Origin of the sequence: Paenarthrobacter sp. 22069 (assembly GCF_052046035.1) — a bacterium.
In the GTDB taxonomy this organism is placed as follows: Bacteria; Actinomycetota; Actinomycetes; order Actinomycetales; family Micrococcaceae; genus Arthrobacter.
Genome location: NZ_JBQEQF010000016.1, coordinates 94,935 through 121,206, shown reverse-complemented (window position 1 = coordinate 121,206; position 26,272 = coordinate 94,935). Strand labels below are relative to the sequence as shown.

At 62.5% G+C, this 26,272-nt stretch carries 24 protein-coding genes and 1 pseudogene; 14 read left to right on the top strand and 11 right to left on the bottom strand.

Going from position 1 to position 26,272, the window contains the following annotated elements; genetic code table 11:
* Nucleotides 1-49: 49 nt before the first annotated feature.
* The 5 genes and pseudogenes from ACTJK0_RS14555 to ACTJK0_RS14535 all read left to right on the top strand — a co-directional run bounded on the left by ACTJK0_RS14555 (nucleotide 50) and on the right by ACTJK0_RS14535 (nucleotide 5,827).
* A protein-coding gene (locus ACTJK0_RS14555) for an IS5 family transposase (RefSeq protein ID WP_440744999.1) occupies nucleotides 50-947 on the top strand; the annotation gives its coding sequence in 2 pieces (ribosomal slippage) (nucleotides 50-400 and nucleotides 402-947; 897 coding nt in all).
* A 279-nt stretch (nucleotides 948-1,226) separates the two neighbouring features.
* Nucleotides 1,227-2,365: pseudogene (locus ACTJK0_RS14550) on the top strand (IS3 family transposase); the annotation flags it as partial.
* Between the two features lie 325 nt (nucleotides 2,366-2,690).
* The gene (locus ACTJK0_RS14545) at nucleotides 2,691-3,233 is read left to right on the top strand and encodes a hypothetical protein (RefSeq protein ID WP_440745644.1); all 543 of its coding nucleotides are present in this window, start codon (nucleotides 2,691-2,693) and stop codon (nucleotides 3,231-3,233) included.
* Between the two features lie 975 nt (nucleotides 3,234-4,208).
* On the top strand, nucleotides 4,209-5,156 hold the full coding sequence (locus ACTJK0_RS14540) for a hypothetical protein (protein ID WP_440745643.1): 948 nt from the start codon (nucleotides 4,209-4,211) through the stop codon (nucleotides 5,154-5,156).
* Nucleotides 5,157-5,188: 32 nt separating this feature from the next.
* Complete coding sequence (locus ACTJK0_RS14535) at nucleotides 5,189-5,827, top strand: hypothetical protein (RefSeq protein ID WP_440745642.1); 639 nt, start codon at nucleotides 5,189-5,191, stop codon at nucleotides 5,825-5,827.
* A 196-nt stretch (nucleotides 5,828-6,023) separates the two neighbouring features.
* Here the strand turns inward: ACTJK0_RS14535 and ACTJK0_RS14530 are convergent, their stop codons facing one another.
* The 5 genes from ACTJK0_RS14530 to ACTJK0_RS14510 all read right to left on the bottom strand — a co-directional run bounded on the left by ACTJK0_RS14530 (nucleotide 6,024) and on the right by ACTJK0_RS14510 (nucleotide 9,497).
* Complete coding sequence (locus ACTJK0_RS14530; RefSeq protein ID WP_440745641.1) at nucleotides 6,024-6,377, bottom strand: nitrilase-related carbon-nitrogen hydrolase; 354 nt, start codon at nucleotides 6,375-6,377, stop codon at nucleotides 6,024-6,026.
* On the bottom strand, nucleotides 6,362-6,802 hold the full coding sequence (locus tag ACTJK0_RS14525) for a nitrilase-related carbon-nitrogen hydrolase (RefSeq protein WP_440745640.1): 441 nt from the start codon (nucleotides 6,800-6,802) through the stop codon (nucleotides 6,362-6,364). Before ACTJK0_RS14525 ends, ACTJK0_RS14530 begins: the two co-directional genes overlap by 16 nt.
* A gap of 48 nt (nucleotides 6,803-6,850) precedes the next feature.
* On the bottom strand, nucleotides 6,851-8,110 hold the full coding sequence (locus tag ACTJK0_RS14520; protein ID WP_440745639.1) for an APC family permease: 1,260 nt from the start codon (nucleotides 8,108-8,110) through the stop codon (nucleotides 6,851-6,853).
* A 298-nt stretch (nucleotides 8,111-8,408) separates the two neighbouring features.
* Nucleotides 8,409-9,122, bottom strand: coding sequence for a hypothetical protein (locus ACTJK0_RS14515; protein WP_440745638.1), 714 nt, complete (start codon nucleotides 9,120-9,122; stop codon nucleotides 8,409-8,411).
* A gap of 45 nt (nucleotides 9,123-9,167) precedes the next feature.
* On the bottom strand, nucleotides 9,168-9,497 hold the full coding sequence (locus tag ACTJK0_RS14510) for a DUF4234 domain-containing protein (protein ID WP_440745637.1): 330 nt from the start codon (nucleotides 9,495-9,497) through the stop codon (nucleotides 9,168-9,170).
* Nucleotides 9,498-9,864: 367 nt separating this feature from the next.
* Between ACTJK0_RS14510 and ACTJK0_RS14505 the strand changes: the two genes are divergently transcribed.
* The 4 genes from ACTJK0_RS14505 to ACTJK0_RS14490 all read left to right on the top strand — a co-directional run bounded on the left by ACTJK0_RS14505 (nucleotide 9,865) and on the right by ACTJK0_RS14490 (nucleotide 13,572).
* A complete protein-coding gene (locus ACTJK0_RS14505; RefSeq protein ID WP_440745636.1) occupies nucleotides 9,865-11,505 on the top strand; it encodes an AAA family ATPase in 1,641 nt (546 codons plus the stop codon).
* A 3-nt stretch (nucleotides 11,506-11,508) separates the two neighbouring features.
* Nucleotides 11,509-11,937 carry a hypothetical protein gene (locus ACTJK0_RS14500; protein ID WP_440745635.1) on the top strand — a complete coding sequence of 143 codons (429 nt, stop codon included), beginning with the start codon at nucleotides 11,509-11,511 and terminating at the stop codon, nucleotides 11,935-11,937.
* A 217-nt stretch (nucleotides 11,938-12,154) separates the two neighbouring features.
* Entirely contained in the window at nucleotides 12,155-12,949 is a 795-nt protein-coding gene (locus ACTJK0_RS14495; protein WP_440745634.1) for a ComEA family DNA-binding protein, read from the top strand.
* A complete protein-coding gene (locus ACTJK0_RS14490; protein WP_440745633.1) occupies nucleotides 12,946-13,572 on the top strand; it encodes a 4Fe-4S single cluster domain-containing protein in 627 nt (208 codons plus the stop codon). The genes ACTJK0_RS14495 and ACTJK0_RS14490 overlap by 4 nt, the downstream gene beginning before the upstream one ends.
* 105 nt (nucleotides 13,573-13,677) lie before the next feature.
* On the opposite strand, the gene ACTJK0_RS14485 is transcribed toward ACTJK0_RS14490, so the two are convergent.
* Both ACTJK0_RS14485 and hisC read right to left on the bottom strand, forming a co-directional pair.
* A complete protein-coding gene (locus ACTJK0_RS14485; protein ID WP_440745632.1) occupies nucleotides 13,678-15,090 on the bottom strand; it encodes an amino acid permease in 1,413 nt (470 codons plus the stop codon).
* A 43-nt stretch (nucleotides 15,091-15,133) separates the two neighbouring features.
* Entirely contained in the window at nucleotides 15,134-16,225 is a 1,092-nt protein-coding gene (hisC, locus tag ACTJK0_RS14480; RefSeq protein ID WP_440745631.1) for a histidinol-phosphate transaminase, read from the bottom strand.
* A 93-nt stretch (nucleotides 16,226-16,318) separates the two neighbouring features.
* On the opposite strand from hisC, the gene ACTJK0_RS14475 reads away from it, so the two are divergent.
* Complete coding sequence (locus tag ACTJK0_RS14475) at nucleotides 16,319-16,822, top strand: Lrp/AsnC family transcriptional regulator (RefSeq protein ID WP_440745630.1); 504 nt, start codon at nucleotides 16,319-16,321, stop codon at nucleotides 16,820-16,822.
* A 117-nt stretch (nucleotides 16,823-16,939) separates the two neighbouring features.
* Nucleotides 16,940-18,598 carry a thiamine pyrophosphate-binding protein gene (locus ACTJK0_RS14470; RefSeq protein ID WP_440745629.1) on the top strand — a complete coding sequence of 553 codons (1,659 nt, stop codon included), beginning with the start codon at nucleotides 16,940-16,942 and terminating at the stop codon, nucleotides 18,596-18,598.
* Nucleotides 18,599-18,836: 238 nt separating this feature from the next.
* On the opposite strand, the gene ACTJK0_RS14465 is transcribed toward ACTJK0_RS14470, so the two are convergent.
* The 3 genes from ACTJK0_RS14465 to ACTJK0_RS14455 form a co-directional block, all read right to left on the bottom strand.
* Nucleotides 18,837-19,439 (bottom strand): OB-fold protein, encoded by a 603-nt coding sequence (locus tag ACTJK0_RS14465; RefSeq protein ID WP_440745628.1) that lies wholly within the window; start codon nucleotides 19,437-19,439, stop codon nucleotides 18,837-18,839.
* A 144-nt stretch (nucleotides 19,440-19,583) separates the two neighbouring features.
* Complete coding sequence (locus ACTJK0_RS14460) at nucleotides 19,584-20,033, bottom strand: hypothetical protein (RefSeq protein WP_440745627.1); 450 nt, start codon at nucleotides 20,031-20,033, stop codon at nucleotides 19,584-19,586.
* Nucleotides 20,034-20,317: 284 nt separating this feature from the next.
* Nucleotides 20,318-20,977: a hypothetical protein gene (locus ACTJK0_RS14455; RefSeq protein WP_440745626.1), complete on the bottom strand. Its 660-nt coding sequence runs from the start codon at nucleotides 20,975-20,977 to the stop codon at nucleotides 20,318-20,320.
* 787 nt (nucleotides 20,978-21,764) lie between these two features.
* On the opposite strand from ACTJK0_RS14455, the gene ACTJK0_RS14450 reads away from it, so the two are divergent.
* The 3 genes from ACTJK0_RS14450 to ACTJK0_RS14440 all read left to right on the top strand — a co-directional run bounded on the left by ACTJK0_RS14450 (nucleotide 21,765) and on the right by ACTJK0_RS14440 (nucleotide 24,953).
* On the top strand, nucleotides 21,765-22,514 hold the full coding sequence (locus tag ACTJK0_RS14450) for an SDR family oxidoreductase (protein ID WP_440745625.1): 750 nt from the start codon (nucleotides 21,765-21,767) through the stop codon (nucleotides 22,512-22,514).
* Between the two features lie 83 nt (nucleotides 22,515-22,597).
* Nucleotides 22,598-23,353: a hypothetical protein gene (locus tag ACTJK0_RS14445; protein ID WP_440745624.1), complete on the top strand. Its 756-nt coding sequence runs from the start codon at nucleotides 22,598-22,600 to the stop codon at nucleotides 23,351-23,353.
* 58 nt (nucleotides 23,354-23,411) lie between these two features.
* A complete protein-coding gene (locus tag ACTJK0_RS14440) occupies nucleotides 23,412-24,953 on the top strand; it encodes an HD domain-containing phosphohydrolase (RefSeq protein WP_440745648.1) in 1,542 nt (513 codons plus the stop codon).
* Between the two features lie 50 nt (nucleotides 24,954-25,003).
* Here ACTJK0_RS14440 and ACTJK0_RS14435 read toward each other — a convergent pair whose 3' ends face one another.
* Nucleotides 25,004-26,095: a methyltransferase gene (locus ACTJK0_RS14435; protein WP_440745623.1), complete on the bottom strand. Its 1,092-nt coding sequence runs from the start codon at nucleotides 26,093-26,095 to the stop codon at nucleotides 25,004-25,006.
* Nucleotides 26,096-26,272 lie beyond the last annotated feature (177 nt).

The window sequence follows — 26,272 nt, the reverse complement described above, 5'->3', positions numbered from 1 at the left end:
TAGGGCGTGTCTCCTAAACCCGGGTTGGTTAAGCCGGGATGCTTGATGAGTGTCTCGTACTTCTGTTTTGACTGATGGGCAGTGGGCCCGCATCCAGCCGTTGCTACCGTCCTCTGATGGTCGTCGGGGCCGTCCTTTTCGGGACGACCGCCGGGTGGTCGAGGGCATCATTTACCGGTATCGGTGCGGAATCGCGTGGCGGGATGTGCCTGGCGAGTTCGGTCCGTGGCAGACGATTTGGAAGCGTCACCGCCGCTATAGCGGTGACGGAACTTGGGACAGCATTCTGGCGGCTTTGCTGACGGTTGCGGACTCTCAGGGTGAAGTGGACTGGTCGGTCTCGGTCGATTCGACGGTGAACCGTGCCCACCAGCACGGCACGAACCTTCCCCGCACCACAGGGGGCCGGCTCGAATTACATGAATCTGTGTGCTGAACCGGACGACCATGCCATTGGCCGGTCGCGCGGCGGGCTGAGTACCAAGATCCACGCCCTGGTTGATGGCAAAGGCAGGCCCCTAGTTCTGCTGGTCGCGCCGGGACAGGGCGGCGATGCGCCGATGTTCGCCCACCTGATGAACCAGTTGAAGGTCAACCGGGCCGGTCCGGGCAGGCCACGTACCCGCCCGGACCGGGTTCGTGGAGACAAGGCCTACTCATCGAGGGCCATCCGAACCCAGCTCCGGGATCGAGGCATCGTCGCTGTCATCCCGCAACCATCCGACCAGATCGGCCACCGCAAGCGACGAGGATCCACCGGAGGCAGGCCTCCGGCCTTCGACAAAGAGGACTACAAAGGCCGGAACGTCGTCGAACGGAACTTCAACATCTTCAAGCAATGGCGTGCCCTGGCGACCCGCTACGACAAACTCGCCCTGACCTACCGCGGCGGAGCCGTTCTCCGGGCAATCAGCATCTGGCTGACAGCTTTAGGAGACACGCCCTAATGCAACCCCTATTGCGGCCACACCTCGGCCCTCAAAAAACAGGCAGGCTCTGGACGGGGGCAAGACTCCATGGATGTGCCCCATCGCAGTGACCGCAATACGATTGCGCTCACGTACCAACGAAACGAACATTCGCTTCACGGGGACTATTGCGAAAGGGGTCCTGCTGGACAAACCATCCCACGTGGACAGCCCTGTGACTAACCTGCAGTGGGGTTAGCCTCTGTTGGTGGACACCTGAAGTAGCGGCATCCTGGGATTCTGCGGGAAGGTGTTCTTGTGAGCACGACACGACGTAAATTCACTCCTGAGTATCGGCGGGAGGCGGCGCGGCTTGTCATCGATACGGGTAGGCCGGTCGCGCCGGTGGCCCGGGAACTGGGGCTGGGTGAGCAGTTGCTTGGCCGGTGGGTGGCCCAGGAGAGGGCGCGTTTGGCCGCTCCTGAGGAGTTCGCCGCGGCGGAGTCGGAGAAGTCGGAGCTGGAGCGTTTGCGCCGGGAAAACGCGCAGCTGCGGATGGATAACGAGTTCTTGGGAAAAGCCGCAGCCTTCTTCGCCTCCAAGCAGCAGAATCGGAATGCTTCGAACTGATGGAGGCCGAGAAGGCTAACTACCCCGTCCAGCGGATGGCCCGGCTGTTGGGGTTGTCCCGGTCCGGGTTTTGCGCCTGGCGGAGGCGAAGCTCCGCAGCGTCGGTGCGGGCCGTTAAGCGGGCGGAACTGGACGCAAAGGTCCGGCGGGCCCATGCGGACTCGACCGGGGTTTACGGGGCACCCAGGGTCCGGGCCGTGCTGGCAAGGAACGGGACCGGTGTTGACCGGAAGACGGTGGCGTACTCGATGCGCCGGCAGGGCCTGGAAGGGGTCTCGCCGCGGCGGGTCCGGCCGGTCGCCCCGATCGGCGGGGTCAGGGTCCATTCGATCCCGGATCTGGTGGCCAGGAAGTGGGACACCGGGGCCTTGGATGCGGTCTGGATCTCGGACGTCACTTACCTGCGCACCGATAAAGGCTGGGTGTATTTGTGTGCCGTCAGGGACGCCTGTTCCCGACGCGTGATCGGATGGGCGATGGACTCCACCCAAACGACCAGCCTGGTCGAGCGGGCGCTGCGGATGGCCCACGTCCTGCGCGGTAGCGGTCCGGACGGTGTGGTCTTCCATGCCGACCGGGGCACCCAGTACACCTCCACCCAGCTCAATGATGTCTGCGCACAGCTGGGTATCCGCCAGTCTGTTGGCAGGACGGGCGCGTGTTGGGACAACGCGATGCAGGAATCGTTCTGGTCCACCTTGAAAGCCGAGTTCTACGACCGGCGGCGCTGGGCAACGAGGCAGGACGCAATCCGGACCACCGGCCGCTGGATCGAGGAGTTCTACAACCGTGCCCGGCTCCACTCACTCCTGGGCTACAACACCCCGTGGAACATGAGCTGCTGCTCACCACGGCACAATCTCAGCCGGTACAAGCCGTCTGATCAACCGTCCACGACTTGCGGTGCACCCCATGCAGTGACATGGTCACATCGATGCTGCACGCCTGAATGCACATGGCTTGTTCTGGGAAGTAACCGGTGCTGCTGCCAGCTTCGAAGTGAACCGCTATTGGGAGTATGTAGTGAAGGTGCGCCTCATGAGTAACGTCGCCATCTAATCAAGGTCTGATCGCCGATAGACAAGTCAGTAGCATCTGAGGTTATTGTTGTGTCGGCTCACAAAGGCTGTGAGAGATGGGTTGGGGGTTGCTATGGCAAATATTCGCTCCGAAGACGATCTCGATTTTCTGACGCAGGTACTGGAGAACCTCGAAGAGAAGTATCCAGGAACACGCGCTTGGGATGAGAGTCCTTTTAGGTGGATTCTCGCTCAGCCACCGGCAACAAAGGGCTCAATCGCGCGACAACTCATAAAAGAATGGGCCCAACTTCATGGTCTTTTCCCGAAACAGGTTTCAGTAGATAACCAGTTATATCTTGATTTGAATGGGATCCTCATCCAGGTGAAGTTCTCCACTATGTGGGATAATGGATACTTCCGTTTCCAACAAATCCGCGAGCGCGACTACGACTACTGCCTATGCTTTGGGCTGGCACCGTTCGACATGAATGCATGGCTTATTCCCAAACCGATCCTTGACACACACGTCATAGGTGTCAGGGGGCAGCATACCGGTTCAGGTTCTGGGGAAACCTGGTGGCTAGAGATATCCCCCGAGTATCCGGAGTATTGGCTGGACGAATGCGGCGGGCAACTGAACCAGGTGGCACAACAGCTAAGAGCACTGGCCTGAACTAGATGTAGGTTACAAAAACAAGACCTCCGTGTGGAGTGGAGCTGTCTAAGAGTCCGATCCACAAGGAGGACTTCAATACACTGCGCTAACCCGCGCCTGACGCGGAAAGGCAGGCTCCCACCGGCCAACGCGTGGTACGAAGGGGCGCCGGGGTTACGGGCGGTGGAACGGTTAAAACGCCAGGGACGACCGCCGCGGTGGGGTGGTGATCGTTCAAGAATCCTTTGATTGAACGATCATCACGCTTATAGCCGCTGCTCGATTTTCCGGAACCGATCCCGACAATCGAGCACACGCACCGGAGACACGGTTCGCAGCAGGAATTTGAGGCTACATCGACGCCCCAGATAAGAACAGCATCGCCACACAGCGACGATGCCGTCGGACCTATCACTGCCGTTACGCCGGGCCGTCGCCCCGAACCGTCGGCGCACGGCCCCTTACGAATGCGGCGTCAAGAGAGACTACATCAGCTTCAACAGGCCACAGCTCCAGAAGGCTGGCGCATCCAGAGAGTAGCTGAGCTTGGCGGCCCTGCTTACCCGGTCCAGTGTCCTTTTCAACAGGAATCTTCGCCTGGGTATCGGCGGTACGGACGCGGCTGCGGTTGCGGTTGCCAACCTCGGCCGCAGCCTACTCGAGGCGAAACGGGATGCAGTTGGGGTCGATATTAGTCGCTTCCGGGCTCGCAAGTCACTGGGCACCCTAAATTACTCCCCCGGCTGGCGTCAACGTCGCCCGGCAGGCGACCAACTGCCGACACATAGAGCACCTGTTAGCTCGTGAGAAGCGACAACCAGCGCGCCGACAGAAGCGGAAACGCTAGAGGGCTTCAGCCACCATCGTTGCGGCCTCATTTTGTGTCGGGGGGCCAACACTTCAGTCCGCATGTCCACAGTGCTGCGCGGATGGAGCAACAAGAAATGGGAAGATATTTCGAGCAAGTGCACATAACAGATTGGGGCAGGGCCTTTGAGCGCCTTCGGTTACCGGATTAGTCTCTTCCAGTTGTCGGTCAAGGGAAAACCCAAAGACAGGTACCCGTTCGACCATAGGGCCCTCGGCGGGTCGTTGTTGGCGCTGCTTGAGGGCGAAATTAAGCAGATGGTGAACCAAGGTGAAGCGGACGACCGGAAGTCCACGTTCTTCACAGTCGACACGGAACGCCGCGACAACTGGGGTCTGGTCACGGAGGTTTCGGGGGGAGTATTTGGTTCCGAGGCACGCGCGGTAAACGTGAAGTCAGGGCAGAAGACGAAGGATATCTTGTCTGACGAGGCTGTCCTGCGCGGATCCAGGATCGTTCTCATCGTTCCCCCCAGCGGGGACTACGGGGTGATCATCTCGGAAGTTCAGGGCAATGCGAGCCTTTTGTCTCCTTTCGTTAACCAGTTGAACTTTCGTCTCGGTCTTATGAACCTCCGAATGCATCTCGAAAAAGACATTGCCGACGGCGTGGCCTGGATGGATTACCTCAACAAGCCAGACGTCGGTATCACTGGCGTAGAGCTTGTTACCAAGCAGTCCGTCGACCGAACCAGTTTCGATTTCGATGACTCCTCAGGCGTGTCCGGCGTGCGCATGTTTGTTGGTTTGGCACCCGGCAGCGGACTTGCCAAAAAATTCGCAGCCTCACTTAAGAGCATGGTTGGCAAGGGTAAGCAGCCGTTCCAGCTTGTAGGGATGGTTGGACTCAAGGACTATACCGACTCGGATTTCGATGAGGAAAAGATCATCACCGTAAAGGACGGGCAGCGTAGGGTCCTAGAAGTCAGTCATGGATGGCCGAGGTTCGTTTACCCCCTAGACACGAATGTCAGACCCTTGGAGCAAGATTTCCTCAAGGCCATTCAGTCTTCCGTCTTCACGGTACTACACGAGGTGGGTCTCACACCGACCCAGGGCTGGTTTCCTAAGTAGGGCCGAACTACAATCCTGGCAGGAGGCATGAAATGCAAGACCTTTCAAGGTTCAGCATCAAGCCAATAGTCGTCAACCACTTCTCTTCTCTTCGCCGCGACGGAAGGGAGAGAATGTCAATTGGCGCTATAGGAGCTCTGTTCGCCCTGCCACTTGCGGTTGCCGGGCTAGGTCTATATTTCCAGTTCAAGCTCGATAGGGGCGGGGCCACGGCCCTCCTCACTGCAACGGGCTTGCTAGTCGGTGCTATGGTCACCGCGTTCATATTTTTGGCTAATCTCCGAATCAAGATCAGCGAATCTGAAGAGCTAAGCATCCGCCGCAAGATGAGTCTTCTTACTAGTGAAACTGCTGTGGCTTGTCTATACTGTGCAGGCTTGGCGCTGGCAATCGCAATGAGTCTTGCAACTGCCCTTGCGGTTCCGCGCGACGCGCGACCAGACTGGGCTCACCTGTCAGGGACCTTCCTGATTGTTGCCGGTTTGGTACACCTGACGGTCAATTTCCTGACGGTATTGAGACGCCTTTTCGGCGTCTATTACGACGTCTTTCGCTCTGACTTTGTGAGATTGGCGTCGGCTACAGACCCCGATGCCCCTGGCGTCTCAACTCTTTCCGTAGCTGGGAGCCGGCCGGAGCCGCAGACCCGCCGAGTCAACATGAATCCGTAGTCGCAGAACCAGGGCAATCTATGGGCTAAGTGCGCAGCCCAGTAGTTGCCCGTCACAAGGGTGTGTACTGAACCTATAGCGCGAGACTAGTTCGGTCCGAGTAGGTCTAAACTACGCACAGTGCTGACCATATCTAAGCCAGGCCTTCGGATTCACTAGTGTAGGACACGGGCAAAAAGCCAGGTCATGGCCGCCATTACAGCCGCCGCTGCCGGAACATCGGGAACGACTCCCGCACCCGGTCCACCGTCTCCAGCGACACCTCCACCGTCCGCACCCCAGGCTCCAGCCCAAGGTCCGCCTCGACAACACCCATCGGGTCCACCAGCACGCTCCGCCCCACCGACACCGGCGGCGCCTGGCACACCCCAGCCATGTACACGCTGTTCTCGATCGCCCGGGCCGCGTTCAGCGCCAGCCACTGCTCGGTTTTGTGCTCGCCCGGCACCCAGGACGAACAGACCAGCAAAACCTGCACGCCGGCGTCGGCCAGCGACCGTGCCAGCTCCGGGAACCGCAGGTCGTAGCAGGTCATCAGGCCGAACCGCACTCCCCGTACTCGAATACCACCGGCGCGGTAGACGAGCCAGGCTTGATGAACTCCGACTCCCCGAAGCCCTGCGCGTCGAAAAGGTGGATCTTCCGGTAGAAAGCCCGCAAGCCGCCGTCGGGTCCGAACGCCACCAAAGTGTTGTACGCCCTGCCCGGCTCCTCCGAGGTCTCCACCACGCCCGCCACCACCGCGATACGGTGGCGGCGGGCGATGGCGGCAAGCTCCCGGCAGACCGGCCCATCCAGCGGCTCGGCCACCGCGGGGAAGGTCGCGTCCACCTTCTTTTTCTCGTAGGTGGCGTACTCCGGGAAGGCCACCAGCCCGGCGCCGTCGCGCGCTGCCTCGGCGGCGAACCTGTCGATCGCGGCGAGGTTGGCCTGGATGTCGGCGCCCGACTCCAGCTGCCCCAGCGCTATCCTCACGAACATTCCTTCCCTCGGCCCAACGGCCACACTACAAACGAAACAGACTCAGGCGGCTGCCTCGACGGTCGCCTTCTCCGTGGCCGCCATTTCCGGCGGCGAGGCCTTGAAGCCGCGGGTGATCAGGGCCAGGACAATCACGCCCAGCACCAGCCAGGACAGTCCCAGCGTAATAGCGTTGCTATCCAGCTGGGAGAGCAGGTAGGCACAGATGACCGCGCCGATCACCGGGACCACCACGTAGGACACCGGGTTCAGCTGCTGCCCGGCCCGGCGCTGGCGCACATAGTGGAACACCACCGAGGCGTTCACCAGCGTGAAGGCGGTGAAAGCACCGAAGTTGATGAACGACGTCGACGTGGCCACGTCCAGGAAGATCGCGATCAGGCCCACGATGCCGGTGATCACCAGGTTCGCCACCGGGGTGTGGAACTTCTCGCTGAGCCGGCCGAAGACCGCCTTGGGCAGGACGGAGTCGCGGCCCATCGCATACAGCAGGCGGGAGGCGCTGGCCTGCGCAGCGAGGCCTGAGGCGAACTGTGCCACCACCAGGCCGGCCAGGAACACGGCACCGAACAGCTGCCCCCCGCCGATCTGCAGGGCGATGGAGCTGGCCGCGGAGGCCGAGTCCTCGAACACGCCGCCGGGGTGCACCAGCTGGGTCACGTAGGACACCGCCACGAAGATGCCGCCGCCGATCAGGGCCACTAGCATGATGGCGCGCGGCACGGTGCGGCGCGGGTTGATGGTTTCCTCGGTGAGGGTGGTGACGGCGTCGAACCCCAGGAACGAGTACGCCGCGATGGCCGCGCCGGCGGAGATGGTGGCGAAGCTGGCGGTGTCGTTGAAGAACGGCTGCCCGCTGGCCAGTCCCCCGGCCCCATTGGCGGACACCACGCTGCCGATGGCCAGCGCCACAAAGAACACCAGGACCAGCAGCTGGAACGCCATCAGCACGTAGTTGGCCTTGTCCGCCACCTTGATGCCCAGGATGTTCAGCAGCGTGGTGATGACGATGAAGCCCACGATCCAGACGCCGATGGGGATGCCGGGGAACTGGGCGCTGAGGTAGGAGCCGCCGATGAGCCAGATGACCATGGGCAGGAAGAGGTAGTCGAGCAGGACGGCCCAGCCCACCAGGAACCCGACGCGGGGATCGATGGAGCGGCGGACGTAGGTGTAGGCGGAGCCGGCCACGGGGTAGGCGATGGCCATCCGGCCGTAGCTGTGCGCGGTGAACAGCATGGCCATGAGCGCCACGAGCGCCACGAGGTAATGGGCTCCGTGGCTGGCTGGCAATCTACGCAAGCGGCAAGGGAGCCGGCTCCGGATTGGGAGAGCATGCCTTCGGCAGGGCATTCGAAGATCCGAAGTGTCTCCAGGCGCGGCTGGACGAGGCTCTTGCAGGCACTCCTACGAGGGCGAAGGCAGCAGCCCGTTCAGCAATTGACCACGCAGGACTGGAAGTTCGGGGGCAGATAGTCGAGACCCGAGCCGAGGCCCACCAGCTGGAGACTCAACTGATCAACGAATACGGGCATCAGCTCTGGAACCGCTAATACTACAGACGACTCTGGGTTGTTTGCGGTGCCCACTGGGACCTAAATCAGCTGCCCAGATGCCATGAATAGCTGGCATCGTTCCAATTGACAGTTGCCGAAAAACGGTAGCCCGAGGATGACCCGTCGGCCTCAGTCTTGTTGACAGCGATGCATTGGAAGGTCCCGGTAATGGCCGTCAAGTCATCGGACGAACCTCCACCAATAGGGGTGCAGGATGCCCGGGTGATTGGCCCCTCGAGGACTCCCTTGCCGACCCGGGACTCGGCGTCCTTCAGGATCGAATCTTCTAGGGATGTCACTATCAGCTTCCGCTGGGCGCGTTTGGTTGCATCTGCTGCCTGTTTGGCCGCGGCCGCGGCCTGTGATGCCCGCGTAGCTTCTGCCTGACGTTTGTCTTCCGCTTCGGCCGCCGACGCTGCCGCAGCGTTCTCTGCATTGACCTGGTTTGTATGCTGAACATTGAGTGAAATGGCAATCCCGGCAACCACGATAATGAGGACGGCTGTAGCTATAGCCACAAGGCGCTTATTCACATTGGCGAAACGCCGTCGCGCGACATATGGTGTGCCGCAACTCGGGCAGTAACCACCGACGGTCAGACTTTGCACACTGCATTTACGGCAGACCCTTGTCTGTGGTTCCAGGGAATCTGCTAATTCGGGCGAGCCTGCAGGGAACGAGTTGTTGTTGCCGGAGACACCTTCCTCAGGCTCCCCAGGACCGCCCTGCGGTGAATTGTTAGTTGCTGAAGTCGTCACAGTGCATCTCCCTATGCCCGGTTTGTGAATCTGTCAGATAGGGAGTCAGGCGGAAACCGGCAAGGTGAGTGGGGCTGGTGCAACTTTTCGATTGAACTCGTGCTGAACTATGGCTGAACCGATGGTCCCGAGAAGGAGCATCAGCCAAAAAGCTGCATGACGTCCGAGACCTCGACGAGTGAAAGCTTCGACTCCCACGGAGTACTTCCATAGCCATACGATGTTGGCGATAGGCAGGACCAACAACCAAGCGGTGGGTATGCCCGTGCCGTACTTATTCATTTCGTTCTTCGTTTTAACACTCCAAACCAAGGAGTAGATACCGAAAGTGACGAGAGGCAAAAGTAGCGGTGCTGCGATGCTGCGGTATTTCATAATTCTCCTAGGTACGATTCATGGAACTTTCGGAGTAACACCTTTAGCGCAACAGCGTCGTAGATTTCCCCCGAATGTGACGGTATCCGATGGCCGTCGCGACGAACGGCGAACCTGCGCCAATCTTGAGGTGATCCTGCGGGGAACGTCATATTCAAGAGTGGCAGTGACTTTTTCCTTGAGCGCCGAAGGACTGTTCCGGCGGCTCCTCATCCCTTAGCCGGCGATACGTTCGCATTCGGCTCGCGCCGTCGTGCGTGTCTTTCGTACTTGTCCTTGTGTCAGCCGCCCTTTTTGCCTTCCCTACGGTGGAAGTTGGTGGGATATGCTTCCTCCAGTTGTGACAGAAGTATATCGGGGGGCATAAGTGAATTCGAAGACGCCGCTGAAGTTCGGGGCCACATTGGTGGAGTTGATCCGGGCGAGACATCCGATCCTTCTCGTCGAGACCCATGAAGGTGACAGAGTGGTCGCTGCCGCGGAAGCTGTCGCGGTCAGTCCAGACATACGTCGCCAGCGGCGGGTCATCACCTACACCGTTTCGAAGGGTCTGCACGCTCCCGGTCAGATGACGGGAAAGCCCACCGCTCCCGACGCTGCCCTGGCAGAAGCGATCAAGACTCAAGAGCCGACCATCTTCATCTTCTTTGATCTACACCACTTCCTGGGGTCGCAGGGCCGCCCCGCCGAGCCCACCATGGTGCGTGCTGTGCAGGACGCAGCGATTGCGTTCCGAACAGGAGAAGTCCCGCACACCCTTATCATCGTCTCTCCCGGTATGACGCTTCCGCCCGACCTGGAAAAGGAAGTCACTGTCGTTGACCTTCCTTTGCCCACAGCAGGCGAAATTGAGGGCGTACTAGACGAGATAGTCAGCGCGAATGCGGCATCGATCGTCGTTGATCTGAGCTCAGACGAGCGTCAGAGGCTTATCCAAGCGGCACAGGGCCTCACGCTTGGCGAAGCAGAAAATGCCTTCGCACGCGCCATCGCTTCGGACCGCCGACTGGACGCTTCTGACATTGCCTTGGTCCTGGATGAAAAGCGCCAGACCATCCGGAAATCAGGACTGCTGGAGTTCATCACGCCGGAGGGTTCGTTGAATGACGTCGGTGGCCTGGAAAACCTGAAGAAATGGCTGCAAAAGCGGAACGGCTCCTGGCTGCCTGATGCCCAGCGCTGGTCCATCCCGGCGCCAAAAGGTGTCCTAATAACCGGCATCCCTGGCTGCGGCAAGAGCCTTACCGCGACGTGCATGGCCACCCTCTGGGGCCTGCCCCTACTCCGCCTTGACGTCGGCCGGGTATTCTCCGGCCTCGTAGGGTCCAGCGAGCAAAATATGCGCGGAGCGCTAAGGCTGGCTGAGGCTGTCTCGCCCTCCATCCTGTGGATAGATGAAATTGAAAAAGGCTTTGGTTCCAGCGGCAGTGGAGACTCCGGCACAAGCCAGCGCGTCTTCGGTACCTTTTTGACCTGGATGCAGGAGAAAAAGAACCCGGTCTTCGTAATCGCCACGGCCAATAAGATCGACACCCTTCCGCCGGAGTTCCTCCGCAAGGGCCGCTTCGACGAGATCTTCTTCGTTGACCTGCCGACTAGAGAGGAACGGGTCCACATCTGGCGCATCCAACTCGAGAAGAGACTGACCGCGGGATCTGCGGCCACTGGTGATTTCGAAATCAACAACGACTCCCTGGGTTTCCTAGCGGAACATACAGAAGGTTTCTCAGGCGCAGAAATTGCCGAAGCGGCCGTCAGTGCCTGCTTCGAGGCTTACTCTGAGCGCCGTCGGCTGAACGAAAAGGACCTCCGCAGGGCCATTACCAACACTGTCCCCTTGTCCGTCACCCAAGCAGAGCAGATCAAGGGGGTCCGAGACTGGGCTTCACAGCGAGCCGTGGCCGCAACGTCGACAAGTTCCAGGGGTGATTACTCCACCAGCGGATCAGCAGCGCCAGCAGACGTAAACTCTTGGCGTGGTGGCCGGCAGATCGACTTCGGGGACTAGGTCATGAGTCTCGAAGTTCTGCTCATTCCCCTTGGAATTGCCGCCATTGCCGCTATCCGTGAGGCACGTAGCACTGATCTCTGCGAGAAGTGCAAGACCACCCGGATTAAAGACCAGCAACTGTTGTATGACGCTCTCATTGCCATGGGCGCCACCAGCCTCAGCGTCGCAGACGGGCGGCTTACCGGCGACAGCCCTTACGGCCGGATCACTTTTCAGCGCATCGGTGAGGTGTTCCTCGGGCGTGTCGATGGCGCCGAAGACCAAGTCACAAACAATATGCTTGCCGCCTTGGACATGAGCGTTGGCGCCTTGCTGCAGGAAAGAACGATCGCCTCCTTGCATGCCCGGGCGGCGGAAATGGGGATGACTCTGGTCTCGCAGACCGCAGCAAACGGAGAAGTTCAACTCGTTTTCGAACAGGCCACATGATGCAAAAGAAGACCATAACTATCACGGTTTCAGCCTCAGGATCTATCACTGCCGAGGCCCATGGTCCGGGCACAGCCTGTGTAGATGAGCTGGCCGCGATTCAGGCTCTCCTGCCGGACGCAGTCATTGCGGATTCACGCCTGACGCCCGCCTACTTCCAAAACGCCACACAAACAGTGGCAAATCAGCAACTACAGCATGAGGGGAACAACGGACGATGACGCCCGAAGAAAAACTGTGTTCACGAACATGGCGGCTGCGGAACAGCGCCGGGGTCCTGTGGAGTATTCTCTCCTTTGGCTTACTTACGGGTGTGGCGTTTCTCATCCGCGGGGTGAAAGCCAAGAACAAGCTGTGGATCCAGATGGGCGTAGGTTTCCTCGTCCTTGGAGTCGGCCTCATGGTGGCGAGCGGAACGTTTGACGCCGGTACGAAAGCAGCACCCATTCGCTCCACGGCGAGCACCATCTGGGGATGGATATGGTTCCTAACGTTTATTGGTGGAATCGTGGCAACCTTCATCACGAACCGGAAATGGCTGGTATGGAAAGCTCACTCTGGCGACACCAAGTGGTATGCCCAGGCTGGCAGTTCCGCTCCCTCGGTCAGTACTAGTCCTGCCACCGGCCACGACCCCAACGCCGCGGCTGCCGCGTTCAGGTCAGTAGTTCCTCCGCCTGTCCAGACCACCCCACCGGCTCACACCTTTTCCGGTCATAGTGCCGCGACGGGGCCCATTGACGTGAACATGGCATCCGCCCAAGACCTCGTTGCGGCCCTCGGAATCGATCAGGCGGCTGCCGGACGCATCGTAGAGGTGCGCCAGAGCCAAGGACACTTCACATCCTTCGAGCAACTCATGGCCAAGGCCCAGATACAACCGCACCTTCTGATTCCGCACCGTCAGAGGCTCCTCTTCGGAACCTCAGGCAGTCCCGCCACAACGGCCCCGGCACAGCCACAGCCGACACGGCGCAGCGCAAATCAAGCAGCCCGTAGACTCGACCTTTGACCACGGACGTACTGCGCGTAGCGCGGATTCTTCACGGGACGACAGCTGAAGGCCCTCGCCTACGCAGCGCCATCTGGTTCCAGGGCTGCAGCATTCGCTGCACGGGCTGCATCAACCCGCACCTCTTTATCCCGAGCGGCGGATGCGACGTAAGGGTCAGCGACATCGTTTTGGGTGCCTTAGCTGGCGAAGTCGAGGGTCTCACGCTCATCGGGGGTGAGCCCTTTGACCAACCTTCCGCTGGTGCGAAGTTGGCCAGGGAGGCGCAGGAACACGGGCTCGGTGTCATTGCTTTCTCCGGCTATGAGTACGAGGCACTGCGGGACAGGGACGCGGACACTCGGGAATTCCTTGCCGGGATTGATCTGCTCGTCGACGGCCCCTACCAAGCTTGGAACCAGGAAAAAGACAGAGCGTTGGTCGGTTCCACCAACCAACGCTTTATCCACATCTCCGATCGGTACAGGTCCTATCGCCCCGAAATTGCCGCCAATCGCGTAGATATTCGTGTCCGGCCTGATGGTTCAGTCGAAGTCGCTGGCTTCCTGAACACGGAAAATCTGCAGAACTTGGCAGAAGCTACCGGAACGGGCAGGAAGGCGCGGAGAGGTCCCGCCATGTAACGGGACGAAACGTAAACACACAGCGGCATGGCAAAAGGCGCGCCCGGCTAGACCGGACGCGCCTTTCGTGTGCCTAAACCTGTGAAAGGGTTAGCAGCGCCTGCTTCAGTCGATAAGAACCGACTGCTTGGCCTCGTCCGGAGATCCAACGGCGGCCGGAACCTTGCCCGATCGCTGGTTCACCCAGCACCCGACCGCCAGCACCGCCACAAGCCCAAAAGTGCTCAGGAGCTGGGGACGGGAGTCCTGGCCGATGAAGCCCACCGTGAAGATCGCCGCCAGAATGACCAGACCTACCGCCGTGAGCCACGGGAAGCCGGGCATCCGCAGGGGCAGTTCAGTTCCCTCGCGATCGGCGCGGAGGCGCAGCGCGAGCTGGGCCAGGAGCGCGGACGTCCACACCAGCAGGCAGGTCGAACCCACGATGTTCAGCAGGACGGGAAGGACCTTCTCTGGGAAGGCAAGCTCGAGCACCACCGTGACAACCCCGAACGCAACGCTGGCTAGTACGGCAACGACCGGAACCCGGGCTTTGGACACAGAGGCCAGCCAACGCGGGGCCTCGCCCCGCTCGGCCAAGGAGTACGCCATCCGGGATGCACCGTAGAGGTTGGCGTTGAGCGCGGACAGCAGCGCCGCGACAGCCACCAAGGTGATGGCGGTAGCGGCACCGGGCATGCCTGCGGCGTCCAGCACTGCGGCGAACGGGCTCTTCAACCCGGCCGAACCCACGGGAACCACCGCTGCGATCACGAAGATGGCGCCGATGTAGAACACCAGGATTCGCCATAGGACCGTCCGGACAGCCTTCTTCACAGAACGGGCCGGCTCAGCTGTTTCAGCTGCAGCTACGGACACGATCTCGGTGCCGCCGAACGCGAACGCCACCACGAACAGCGCCGTCGCAATCCCGCTGAACCCGTTGACCGCGAAGCCCTCCCCCATGAAGTTGGCCAGGCCCGGCGACTGCACACCCGGCAGCCAGCCGAAGAGCAGGGCAGCGCCCACCAGCAGGAACCCGACGATCGCCGCGACCTTAAGCAGGGCGAACCAGAACTCGAACTCGCCGAAGTTCTTCACGCTGGTGAGGTTCACGGCGGTGAGCACCACGATGAACACGAAGGCCATCAGCCACACAGGGAGCGCCGGGAAGATGGTGGCCAGGAGGCCTGCCGCACCGAGCGCCTCGGCGGCGATCACGACCACCAGCTGCAGCCACCAGAGCCAGCCCACAGTTGCACCGGCCACCGGCCCGTACGCTTTGGCGGTGTAGACAGAGAAGGCGCCGCTGTCCGGGTTGGCCGCGGCCATCTCGCCGAGCGCCCACATCACCAGGATGATGAGCGTGCCGGCCACGAAGTAGGAGATCAGCACCGCCGGGCCGGCGGCCTGGATGCCCGCGCCGGAGCCGATGAACAGGCCCGCGCCGATGGCGCTTCCCAGGCCCATCATGGTGAGCTGGCGGGGTTTGAGGGCTGCGCCGAGCGGGCGGGCAGACGTCTTTGTCTGTTGTTCCATGGGATTCCTCTTAGTTGTAGGTGGAACTGTTGGGGATAAAACTTCAGGCTGGGTGGGCTTCGAGAAGCCGGAGCACGCGGTTGTTGGAGGCGGGTCCGGCAACGGTGATCCGCACGCCGTCGCCCTGGTACGCCCGGACCAGGATGCCCGCGCCGTTGAACGCGGCCACCAGGTTCACCAGGCGCTCATCGTCGGCACGGATCCACAGGAAATTGCCCTGGCTCGGCTGCAGTTTCCAGCCCTGGGCTGCCAGCTCCGCGGCCATCCGGGCGCGCTCCAGCTTCACCGCCGAAACCCGCGCTTCCATCTCCTCCCCCGCGTCCAGCGACGCGACGGCCGCCCTCTGCGCCAGGGCGCTCACGCCGAAGGGAAGGGCGGTGCGGCGCAGTCCCTCGGCGATGGCCGCCGTCGTAATGGCATACCCGACACGCAGGCCGGCGAGCCCATAGGCCTTGGAGAAGGTGCGCAGGATGCAGACGTTCGGGTACCGGCGGTAGAGCGCCAGGGAGTCAGGGCCAGCGTCGGCATACTCCACGTAGGCCTCGTCGATCACCACCAGGACACTGGAGGGCACGGACTGCAGAAAAGCTTCGAGGCGGTCATGGCCGATCGGCACTCCGGTGGGGTTGTTGGGCGTGCAGAGCAGGATCACCCTGGTGCGGCCGGTGACAGCGGCGGCCATGGCATCCAGGTCGTGACCCTCGGCATCGTCCAGCGGGACACGGACCGACCGGGCACCCGCCAGCTCCACGAGGATGGGGTATGCCTCGAAGGAGCGCCACGCGAACACCACTTCATCCCCGGCGTCGCACAGTCCGGTGATGATCTGCTGCAGGACGCCCACGCTTCCGGGCCCCACCGCCACTTCCTCCGCGGTGACGCCCAGATGCCGGGCGAGCCGTTCGCGGAGTTCGACGGCGGCCATGTCCGGGTAGCGGTTCATCCTGCCGGCCGCTTCGGTCACCGCAGCCATGGCGGCGGGCAGCGGGTGATAGTGGCTTTCGTTGCTGGCGAGGGCGGCGATGTCCGCGCCGGTGCCGCGCCGGCCCGGGACGTAGGACGGAAGGCCCGCCACCGCGCCACGCAGGGTGGGCAACGCAGTTTCGGGAGCGGCAACAAGCTGATCACTGGTCATGAAGTCCGATCATGGAAGTGACCCGGACCACAATGCAAGGTAGGCTCCGGTGCTTGGGACTTCTGCTCAACTTCTAGTAGCTCTGGTGAAAATATGACCATCGCAAACTCTCGCACCCTCGATTCGCTCGACGGCAGGATCATTCTTGCCCTCGACAAGGACCCCGAAGCCAGCGCCCTGGCACTCTCCCGGACACTCGGCGTCGCCCGCAACACCGTCCACGCCCGGCTGGCGCGGCTGGAGCGCAGCGGCGCGCTCCGCTCCTTCAGCCGCAGGCTGGACCCCGCCGCGCTGGGCTACGAACTGATGGCCTTCCTCTCGCTCTCCATCAGCCAGACCCGGACCGGCTCGGTGGAGAACGGGCTCGCCGCCATCCCGGAAGTCATCGAGGTGCACGCCACCACCGGCGACGCGGACCTCATGGCCAAGGTGGTGGCCCGCGGCACGGCAGACCTCTACCGCATCACCAACGAGATCCTGGAGATCGACGGGATTGAGCGGACCAGCACGGCCATCTCCATCCTGGAACTCATGCCGCCCCGCTACGACGGCCTCATCAGCCGGCTGTCGGAGCAGGAATCCCGCCCCGCGGAATAGGCGGGTGACACGCACCACAAATGGGCAAATTATCACTTCAGGGCTCGTCTGCTGCCAAAAATCCCAGCTGCATCGCAGGGTATTGCAAATGTGAGATGCAGGCCACACGATGCCTGCATGACTACTCTCACGGTCTCGGGCCGCGTCGCACAGGTTCTCAGCAGCTATGTCAGCGACGTTTTCGGCGTCATGGGCAACGGCAATGTCTACTTCCTGGACGCCGCGGAGCAGCAGGGTCTCCGCTTCACCGCTGTCCGGCATGAGGGTGCCGCCATCGCCGCGGCTGACGCCTACTACCGGGCCTCGGGACGGCTCGCCGCGGGCACCACCACCTACGGCCCCGGCTACACCAACGCGCTCACCGCCCTCGCCGAGGCCGTCCAGGCGCAGATCCCGGTGGTGCTGGTCACCGGCGATGCCCCCACCACCGGTGCCCGGCCCTGGGACGTTGACCAATCCGCCATCGCCACGGGCCTCGGCGCGGCCACCTTCACCGTCACGCGCGACGCCGCGGGCGCCATCACCCGGCAGGCGGTGGAGTACGCACTCACCCGGCGCACCGCCGTCGTGCTTGCCATCCCCTACGACCTCGCGGCGGTCGAGGCTGCCGACGAGGAACTTCCGGAGCCGGCAGCTTTGAAGGTGACGGACGACGGCGGCACGGACCTTGCGCGGGTTGGCCGCCTGCTCGCCGGTGCCAGGCGGCCGCTGATCCTGGCCGGCCGGGGTGCGCACCTCGCCGGAGCCGGGCCGGAGCTCCGCGAACTTGCCGACCGGCTCGGCGCACTGACCGCCGGAACCGCCCTCGCGCTCAACCTCCTCAATGGCGAGGGGTTCCTGGGCGTGGCCGGCGGTTTCGGCACCGACACTGCGGCCGGGCTCATGGGCGAGGCCGACGTGGTCATGGTGGCCGGGGCGAGCCTGAGCCCGTTCACCATGCGGTTCGGGCACCTGCTCGGCCCGGATGCGACTGTTATTCAGATCGACACAGCGCTGCAGCCGACCAACCCGCGGGTGGACCTGTTCGTCGGCATGGACGCCAAGGTTGCTGCCTCGCGGCTGTTGTCGTTGGTCGATGGCGAGGTTGCTGCGGCTGGTTGGCGGGCGGAAGCTTCTCGGCGCCTGACTGCCGGACCGGGGCATGCTTTGGGTTCGGCCGAAACTGTGGACGGGCGCCTGGACCCGCGCGCCCTCGCCACCGCCCTCGACGCCGTCCTGCCGGAGCGCCGCACCGTGGTCCAGGACGGCGGCCACTTCATCGGCTGGGCGCCCATGTATTGGAACATCCCGCGCCCGCAGGACCTGGTGATGGTGGGCACCGCGTACCAGTCCATCGGGCTGGGCTTGGCGAGCGCCGTCGGGGCCGCCCGCGCGGTGGAGGACGGCCGCACCCTGGTGCTGGCCTCCGGCGACGGCGGGTTCTTGATGGGCCTGTCCGACCTCGAATCACTCATCGGTACGGCTCGCAGCGCGATCGTGGTGATCTACAACGACGCCGCTTACGGCGCTGAGATCCACCAGTACGGCTCGCAGGGACTGACCGAGAAGCCGATGCTGATCCCGGAGGTGGACTTCAGTGGTGTTGCCCGGGCCCTGGGTGCCGAATCTGCTGTTATCCGTACGCTTGATGACCTGTCTGCGCTGCAGGAGTGGATCGATGCCGGTGCTCGCGGAACGTTTGTTGCCGACTGCCGCATCACCTCCAGCGTTCGGGCGCCCTGGCTGACCGAGTGGATGAACGCCACTCGGGCAGCAAAGGCTGCGGTCGCGGGGTAGGTTCCCTCCCTGCGTTCGCTCCCTCAATCTGCCAAATGGTTAACCAGGGGCTTGCTACATGGGCATGGGACGCTCGCGATTGAAGAGGGTGCTTGTCAGAGCTTGCTCGGCGGCCGCGTAGTGATCTGAGAGCAGAGCCGATTACTCTCTGTGCAGACAGAACCTGGACAAACAGAACGGTCCGAGTCTGCGCCCAGGTAGTGGCGCAGACTCGGACCGATAAGACTGGATGAGCCCGTTAGAGAACTTCGCAAGCTTTCAGCTCGACGCCGAGGTCGCCGCCATCCTGAAAAGTGCCCCGCACAGTGATCGCGCTCTCGGGCACAATGGTGGCTGCTCGTGCTGCTGGCACGTCGTTGCAGTTGACGTGCAAGAAGTTGTACTTGTCGCCGTTATCGAGCCGCACGATGTACTGATCCTTATCGAGGAATTCAGTGTCGACCTTATCGACGAAGCCGGTGACCTGCAGAACCTTGCCCTTGTACTTCGCGTCGGCCGCGGCCTCATTGCCCTTGAAGTCCGCCAGAAGAGTACCAGCTTCGACTTGCACCACCTCAGGAGCCGCTTTCGCAGGAGCGGGCGCCGCCGCAGGTGCTGCCGCTGCGGGCCCCGCAGCAGATGCGACTGCTGATGCGTCCGTGGCAGGCGTGGCAGTGGCTGAAGAATTACTCTTGCCGCCATTCGCCATCGACGAAACGATCGCTATCACGAGAATGATCAGCGGAATCATGAAGCGCTTCTTCTTGAACCAGGGACGCGAGGCCTTGCGATACGCCTTATCGGCCGCGGCCTGAGCTTTGCCGTCGCGCTTTGCATCAGTCATGGTTGTGTTATCTGTCATTTTTTATTCCTGTCTGGATCGTTGACTATTGACTTCGGGAAGATCGTTTGGCTGGGGAACCACTCCGCTATGTCCCACCAACCTGCACGCACCTCCATCCCCTAAATGTGCCAATAGAATCGGCTCTAACTGCTCCTCAATTAACTAGAAGCTGACAAGCTTTCCGCCCAATTTCCCTTGGACTTCTGCCGTTGTCGGGCTGTTAATGACCCAGTTCTCCCCCACAAGCCACGAGTTTCCGCCAGATGATTTCAGATCTGCGTTGAGTTTCTTCACATTCTGAATCAGCTGGCTGATGTCACTGCTTGAGAGGTATGTCGAGATGACCGTATTCGACGAGCACTCGGCCGACTCGGCGGCAAGTGTGATCTTGTTTGTTTGTATGAAGTCCGGGCATGCACCCCCGGCCTTGACATAAGCGGCTTTAAGCGCCGACACGGTTGAGTAGCTGCCCCCATTTGCAGGTGGCGCGGTTACCGTCGGTGTCGCTGTCGTGGTGGATTCTGCAGTAACGGCCGGTTTAGAGCTTGAACAGCCGGAAAGAGCGAGTGATCCCACCAGCAGGACTGTATAGATAGTGAATTTTGAAGACATGTTTGACTTTCCTCGGCGTCGTGACCCGGCCACCTCCAACATGGCGGCCTAAATAAAGGAGTGGTGACAGTAACGTGAAATTGGAGGCCAGCCTCCCAACCGCAGCGCCAATCTCGACCAGTTCAACTACAGGCGAAAAGGGCAGCCAACAGCTTTGCATCAGCCCCGCGGCTCCTGGTACATCGGATGACTTCAGCACAAACGGGAATAATGTAGGGGCAGGCCGGGAAGGAGCCGGGTTCTCGGCGGTGGCAAGATTTACTGTTCTGCAACCATGAATCAGATCATTGCTTCAACCACGAACCGCAGCGGGAAGATTTGAAATCCTGGCCCACTGACAGTGTCACCGAAGGACGCCCGCCCGTGACAATGTCATTGTCCACGATGTCCGACCCGTTGGAGCCTGTGCGGTAGATGCCCCAGTAGCAGCTTCCCGCTACGTCAGCAGTGGTTCGGTACGTCCCTGGTTCGATGTCCCTGCCCACCGTCCAGGTTCCTTCTTTGATGGTGTTCGCTGCTTTCGCCTTCTCGGCAGCCGTCACCGCTTCCTCCCGCTTTTTCACGTTGTCTTCCGCGGCCTTCACTGCCGATTCGCGAACCGTCAATGCGGATTCTTTGGTAGAAATTGTCGACTCGCGCCCGGAAATACTCGAGTTCAGAGTGTTATAGCGACTCTGCAGTTTGGCTAGATCCGCGCTGACGCCGTCCTTCTGCGACTGGAGAGCAACATACTCATCACTTTTCGTGGGATCTGGAAGAGTTGCGCCAAATGCTGTCCCTCCAATGAGGGTGACCACCGCAGCGCTCACCGCCCAATACCATCTAATCCGTGGTTTGCGGCTTCCTTTGCTCGCGCCCTTTGAAGGAGTGGAATTGACACCTAAGCCGGTCATCATTCCCCGCTGTGCTTTATTCTTGAAGAGTGAAAACCGGCGCTTCCCCAATTTCTTAGGATTCTGTGAAGCGGCGCCCTCTTCAGCGCTGGGACCGTGATCTGCCGTTTTGGATAGAGGTGCAGCCTCTGGCCTAGGAGGAATTCCAGGCATGGATTCAATTTCCGACAATGTGGCCCCCAATGATTCGTGCGAGTGCAAATGCGAGTGCTACCCATCAATCAATCGCAGAGACCCACAAAGGGGAGTGCTCAAAATGCTCATGAGCTTTGTGGTACTTCTCGACGTGATAAGTCGCATCTGAAAAGAGAGTATTTGTTCAAAGGGCCGGCCAAAGACAAAAAGGTGTATCCTTGGCATAACTTGATTAGATCTTGATGCAATCTTGAGCAACGGATGACGCTTGTGTCGCCCGCGCTTAATATTTGCAATATTTATTTTCAAGTAATCGACACACCGCTATCACAACAATCGGCGTTGGAACGGAAAATGCAACACATGCCGTTCTAATGGCCGACTAAGGGCCTCTCCCCTCCCGCCCTACGACTCATCTCCATTTTTTGCGAGGGCTCACTTCGGTTGACCGTCGGATCGATCCACACAGAGCTCGGACGTTAAACCACCACTGCCAAAGGATCAAAAGGTCTTAGGCTTCGGTTAGTCTCCGCTCACGCTCAAGCGGCTCCAGTGAAGCCACCACTGTCCGTCGCGGGCGATTTCAGCGCAGCACTGTCGCGCCGTTGCTTTCCTGGGGGGTAACCGCGCAAAGCCTCGCTGCACGGCGACGGCGGCGGAAACTCACCGGTTCTTGTCGTAGAACCCGCATAGGATTCCAACCATGAGAATCGCCGTTGCAGGGGGAACCGGGACAGTAGGACGCCACGTTGTGGCCGTCGCCAGGGAGCGCGGGCACCACGTGGTCAGCCTCAGCCGCGCCGAAGGGGTGGACCTCATCACCGGGCGCGGCCTCGACCAGGCACTCCAGGGCGTCGACACCGTCATCGACGTCTCCGGTATCCAGGTCCTGTCCACCAAAAAGGCCGTGGACTTCTTCACCAACGCCACCCAGAACCTGCTGGCAGCCGGGAAGAAGGCCGGCGTAAAGCACCGTCTGGTGCTGTCCATTGTGGGCATCGATAAGGCCAACTCGGGACTGTACGCCGGGAAGCTGGTGCAGGAGGACGAAGTCAGGCACGGCGGCATTCCCTGGACCCTCCTCCGGTCCACCCAATTCCACGAGTTCGTGCCGATGTCCATCAAAGCCGCCGCAGTGGGCCCGCTGGTCTTCGTGCCCACGATGGTCACCCAGCCGGTGGCAGCAAAGGAGGTAGCCGCAGCCTTGGTAGATGCGGCCGAGTCCGGGCCGAAGGGACGCATTCCGGACCTCGGCGGCCCGCGGACCGAACACCTGAAGGGCCTGGTGGCGGCCTATCTGGCCAAGACGCGGCAGAAAAAACTGATCGTTCCGCTCCGGGTGCCCGGCCCCATGGGCAAGGCCATGCGCAACGGCGGCCTGATCCCGCCGCCGGGTTCCGCCGTCGGACGCCAAACGTTCCAGGAGTGGCTCGACGCCATCGGTGCCGCGTAAAACCGACGCTAAATGAGGCAACTGCCCCATGTCCCTGCCGCGGCCCGCTCCTAGTCTCAAGGCATAGAGAAAAGGAGGCGGCCATGACCATCTACCAGCCGCAGTCATCAGCAGAGGCAACACCAACACTTGCCGAACTTCCCGAGGACCCAGCGGAGCATTTCGCCGGCTACGCCGTCCTGGGCCTGCCTTTCACCAGCGGCCACTACCTGGCCTTCCGGGATTTCCCGGTTAGCTCCGTTGGCCCCGGCTACCGCTCTGTCTGGCACCGCACGCCCGGCGGCGAGTGGACCATCTACGCCAACACCGCGCCCGAGTTCAGCTGCGCCCGCTACTTCGGGAAAGCCGTCCACCATACAGTGGAGACCGACGTCGACATCCAGTGGAGCGGGCCCTCCACCGCGCTGATTACGGTTCCCGGCGTCGTGGACTGGCGCTTGGATCTGGGCACCTCCGCGGCCACGAGGATGCTGACCGCCATGGCCGTGCGGATGCCGGAGAGCCTGTGGCGGAACGAGCTGGTGCTCCGGGCCATGGGGGCATTCGCCGGTCCACTGCTCGGTGCGGGAAGGATGAAAGTCTCGGGTGTGGTGCCCAACGGCCAGACGTTCCAGGCCCAGCCGCGGCAGCTGTGGCTCGTGACGGATTCCCAGGCCACCATCGTGGGTGAGGACGCGGGAGCTCCGGGCCCACTGCCGGTCCAGGACCACCTGGCGGACTTCTGGCTGCCGCAGCGTGGACTTTTCGGAGCGCAGGTGGGCGTCCGGTTCCCGTCCACCGCCCAGCCGGTCGGACAAGGCCTCGTCCAGGCTCGGCCCGGGAAGAACCAGACGGCATAACAGCCGCACGCGTGGTCCCTACTGCCGTAGCCGGCGGCTTCCTAGAATGGCAGGTGTGATGCAGTCACCGGCTGCGCCCCGGCGCAGCGAAGTCCTGGCCGCGCTGTCGCTCGCCATCGACCTGGGGCTGGGGCAGCCGATGGAGCACATGCTGCGTGCGTCCCTGCTGGCCCTGCGGATCGCCGGGGCGGCGGGCGTTGACGCCGCCGGCCAGGGCAGGGTCTACTACGCCAACCAGCTGGCCTGGATCGGCTGCCACGCGGATTCCTTTGAACTCGCCGCGCTGTTCACGGACGATATCGCCTTCCGCGCCGACTATTACCGCCGCGACCAGCACGGCCTGCCCATGTACGCCGGCATGTTCAGCCACGCCGGCGCCGGCCTCCCGCCGCTGGCCCGCGTTGCCCGCTGGACGCGTTTCGCGGCGACCGGCAGCGGGGCGGTACGCACCATGATCGCCTCGCACTGCGTCTCCGCCGGGGTGCTGGCCAGCAGTGTAGGGCTCGACGACGGCGTGGCAGGACTGCTCACCCACACCTTTGAGCGGTGGGACGGCAAGGGCCTGCCGGAGGGAGTCGCGGGGCCGGACATTCCATTGGAGATGCGGATCATGCACCTGGCCGATACCGCCGAGGTCTTCCTGCGGAGGGAAGGAGTGGCAGGCGCGGTGGCCATGGTGCGGGCACGCCGCGGCAGCCAGTTCGACCCGGCACTGGCCGGCCTGTTCATCGACCAGGCCCAGGCACTCACCGAAGGGCTCCTCGACGTCGACTGCTGGCAGGCGGCCCTGGACCTGGCGCCCACTGATGCTCCCCTGTCGGGCAGCCAACTGGATGTGGTGCTGCGCGCCATCGGCGACTTCGCGGACCTCAAGTCCCCCTACACGGCCGGACACTCCCGCGCGGTGGCGGCCCTGGCGGCCGCCGCGTGCGAGGAGCATGGGCTGCCGGCGGACGACGTCACGGAGCTCCGCCGCGCAGGCTGGGTGCACGACCTGGGCCGCCTGGGGGTATCCAACCAGGTGTGGGACAAGAAGGAGCCCCTCTCCGGGCTGGAGCTGGAACGTATCCGCATGCATCCGTACCTGGGCGAACGGATCCTCAGCCGCGTTCCCGGGCTGAAGGGCGAGGCGGCCCTCACCGGCACACACCACGAGCGGCTGGACGGGTCCGGCTATCCCCGCGGGATCGGCGGAAACGAGCTGGGGGTAAAGCAGCGGATCCTGGCGGCAGCGGACTCCTACCATGCCTCCGTGGAGCCACGCCCGCACCGGCCCGCGCTCACCCCCGCTGATGCGGCCGCCCGGCTCCGGCAGGAAGTTTCGGCCGGGAGGCTCGCCGCCGGAGCAGTGGAGGCCGTGCTCGTGGCGGCCGGCCAGCAGCCCCGCCGCCCGCATTCGGCCGCGGGCGGACTCACCCCGCGCGAAGTCGAAATCCTCGGGATGCTGTGCCGCGGAATGACTCCGGCCCAGATCGCAGACAACCTCTTCCTTTCCCGGAAGACCGTCCGCAACCATGTGGAGCACATCTACACCAAGATCGGTGCCACGAACCGGGTGGGAGCTACGTTGTTCGCGATCAGAAATGGGCTGACCGAATAGGAGAGCCCAATCAGAGCAGTCCGCGCTGGCCCGGCGCACGTCCCTTGAGGCTATTGGCCGACAAGCCGCCACAGTGACGTGACCTCGGCCGAGCGCGCCGCGAACAGGGGATCGTCGCGGTCCGAGGCCTTCGGATGCGTTGGCTTGGTGTCCAGCCTTTCCGCCACCTTCAGCCCGGCGGCTTCGACGGCGGCCAGCAGGTCCTCGCGCGAGCGGAGGCCGAGGTGCTCGGCGAGGTCGGAGAGGACCAGCCAGCCCTCACCGCCCGGCTCCAGATGGCCGGGGAGTTCGTTCAGGAAGCGGAACAGCATCCTGCTCCCGGGGTCGTAGACGGCGCTGTCCAGGCTGGAATGCGGCGTAGCCGGAATCCAAGGCGGGTTGCACACGATCAGCGGTGCCCGTCCGGGCGGGAACATGTCGGTCAGGACAGCCTCGGCGCGGTCCTCGACTCCGAGGTTCCGGAAATTCTCAGCAGCGCAGGCGATGGCGCGCGGTTCATTGTCCGTCGCGATCACGCGGCGGACACCGCGGCGGCCGAGGACGGCGGCGAGCACTCCGGTGCCTGTTCCGACGTCGAACGCGAGCGTGTCAGCGGGCAGCGCAGCGGCCGCCACCAGGTCCACGTACTCGCTGCGGGTGGGGAAGAATGTGCCGTAATGCGGGTGAATCCGGTCCTGGAGGGCATCGACGTAGACCCCGCTCCGGCGCCACTCGTGGGCGCCGATGGCCCCAACGAGCTCATGCAGGGACACCACGGAAGATTCTCCTATGTCTCCGTACGCTGCCGCGGCGGCTTCGCGGATGTCCGGTGCGCGGCGCAGGGGCACCACCGGGCCGGGATCGAGGGGAATCAGGAGCAGGCCCAGGATTCGTGCACGGTGTGAGGCGGCTTGCCGGTGCCGGTAGAACTGCTCGGCAGGGGTTCCGCTGGCCTTCTTTCCGGCGCCGATTCGGCGGTCCATGGCGTTGAGGATCTGCCGGGCGTTGTGGAAGTCTCCGTGCCAGAGCATCGCGATCCCCTGTGATGCCATGCGGTACGCATCGTCGGCCGTGAGGGCGTCGTCCACCACCTCCACCCGCCCGGGCGCAGGCCTGCCGTTGGCCGACCGCCACCGCGCTGCCATCCCGGTGCCGGCGTCCATCCAAGTTACATGCCCGGCGGCTGCCGCTGTGTTCAAAGGGGTCGGGTCAAAGGGCGGGACTTCCGCCGGAGCTGGGGTGCCAGTAGGGATGAAGTTCCATTCCAAAATGTTGGGAGCGACCGGATTCGGGCCGATTGCAGCGGGGGTTCGACGACGTCGAAGAGGACGCTGCCAGGA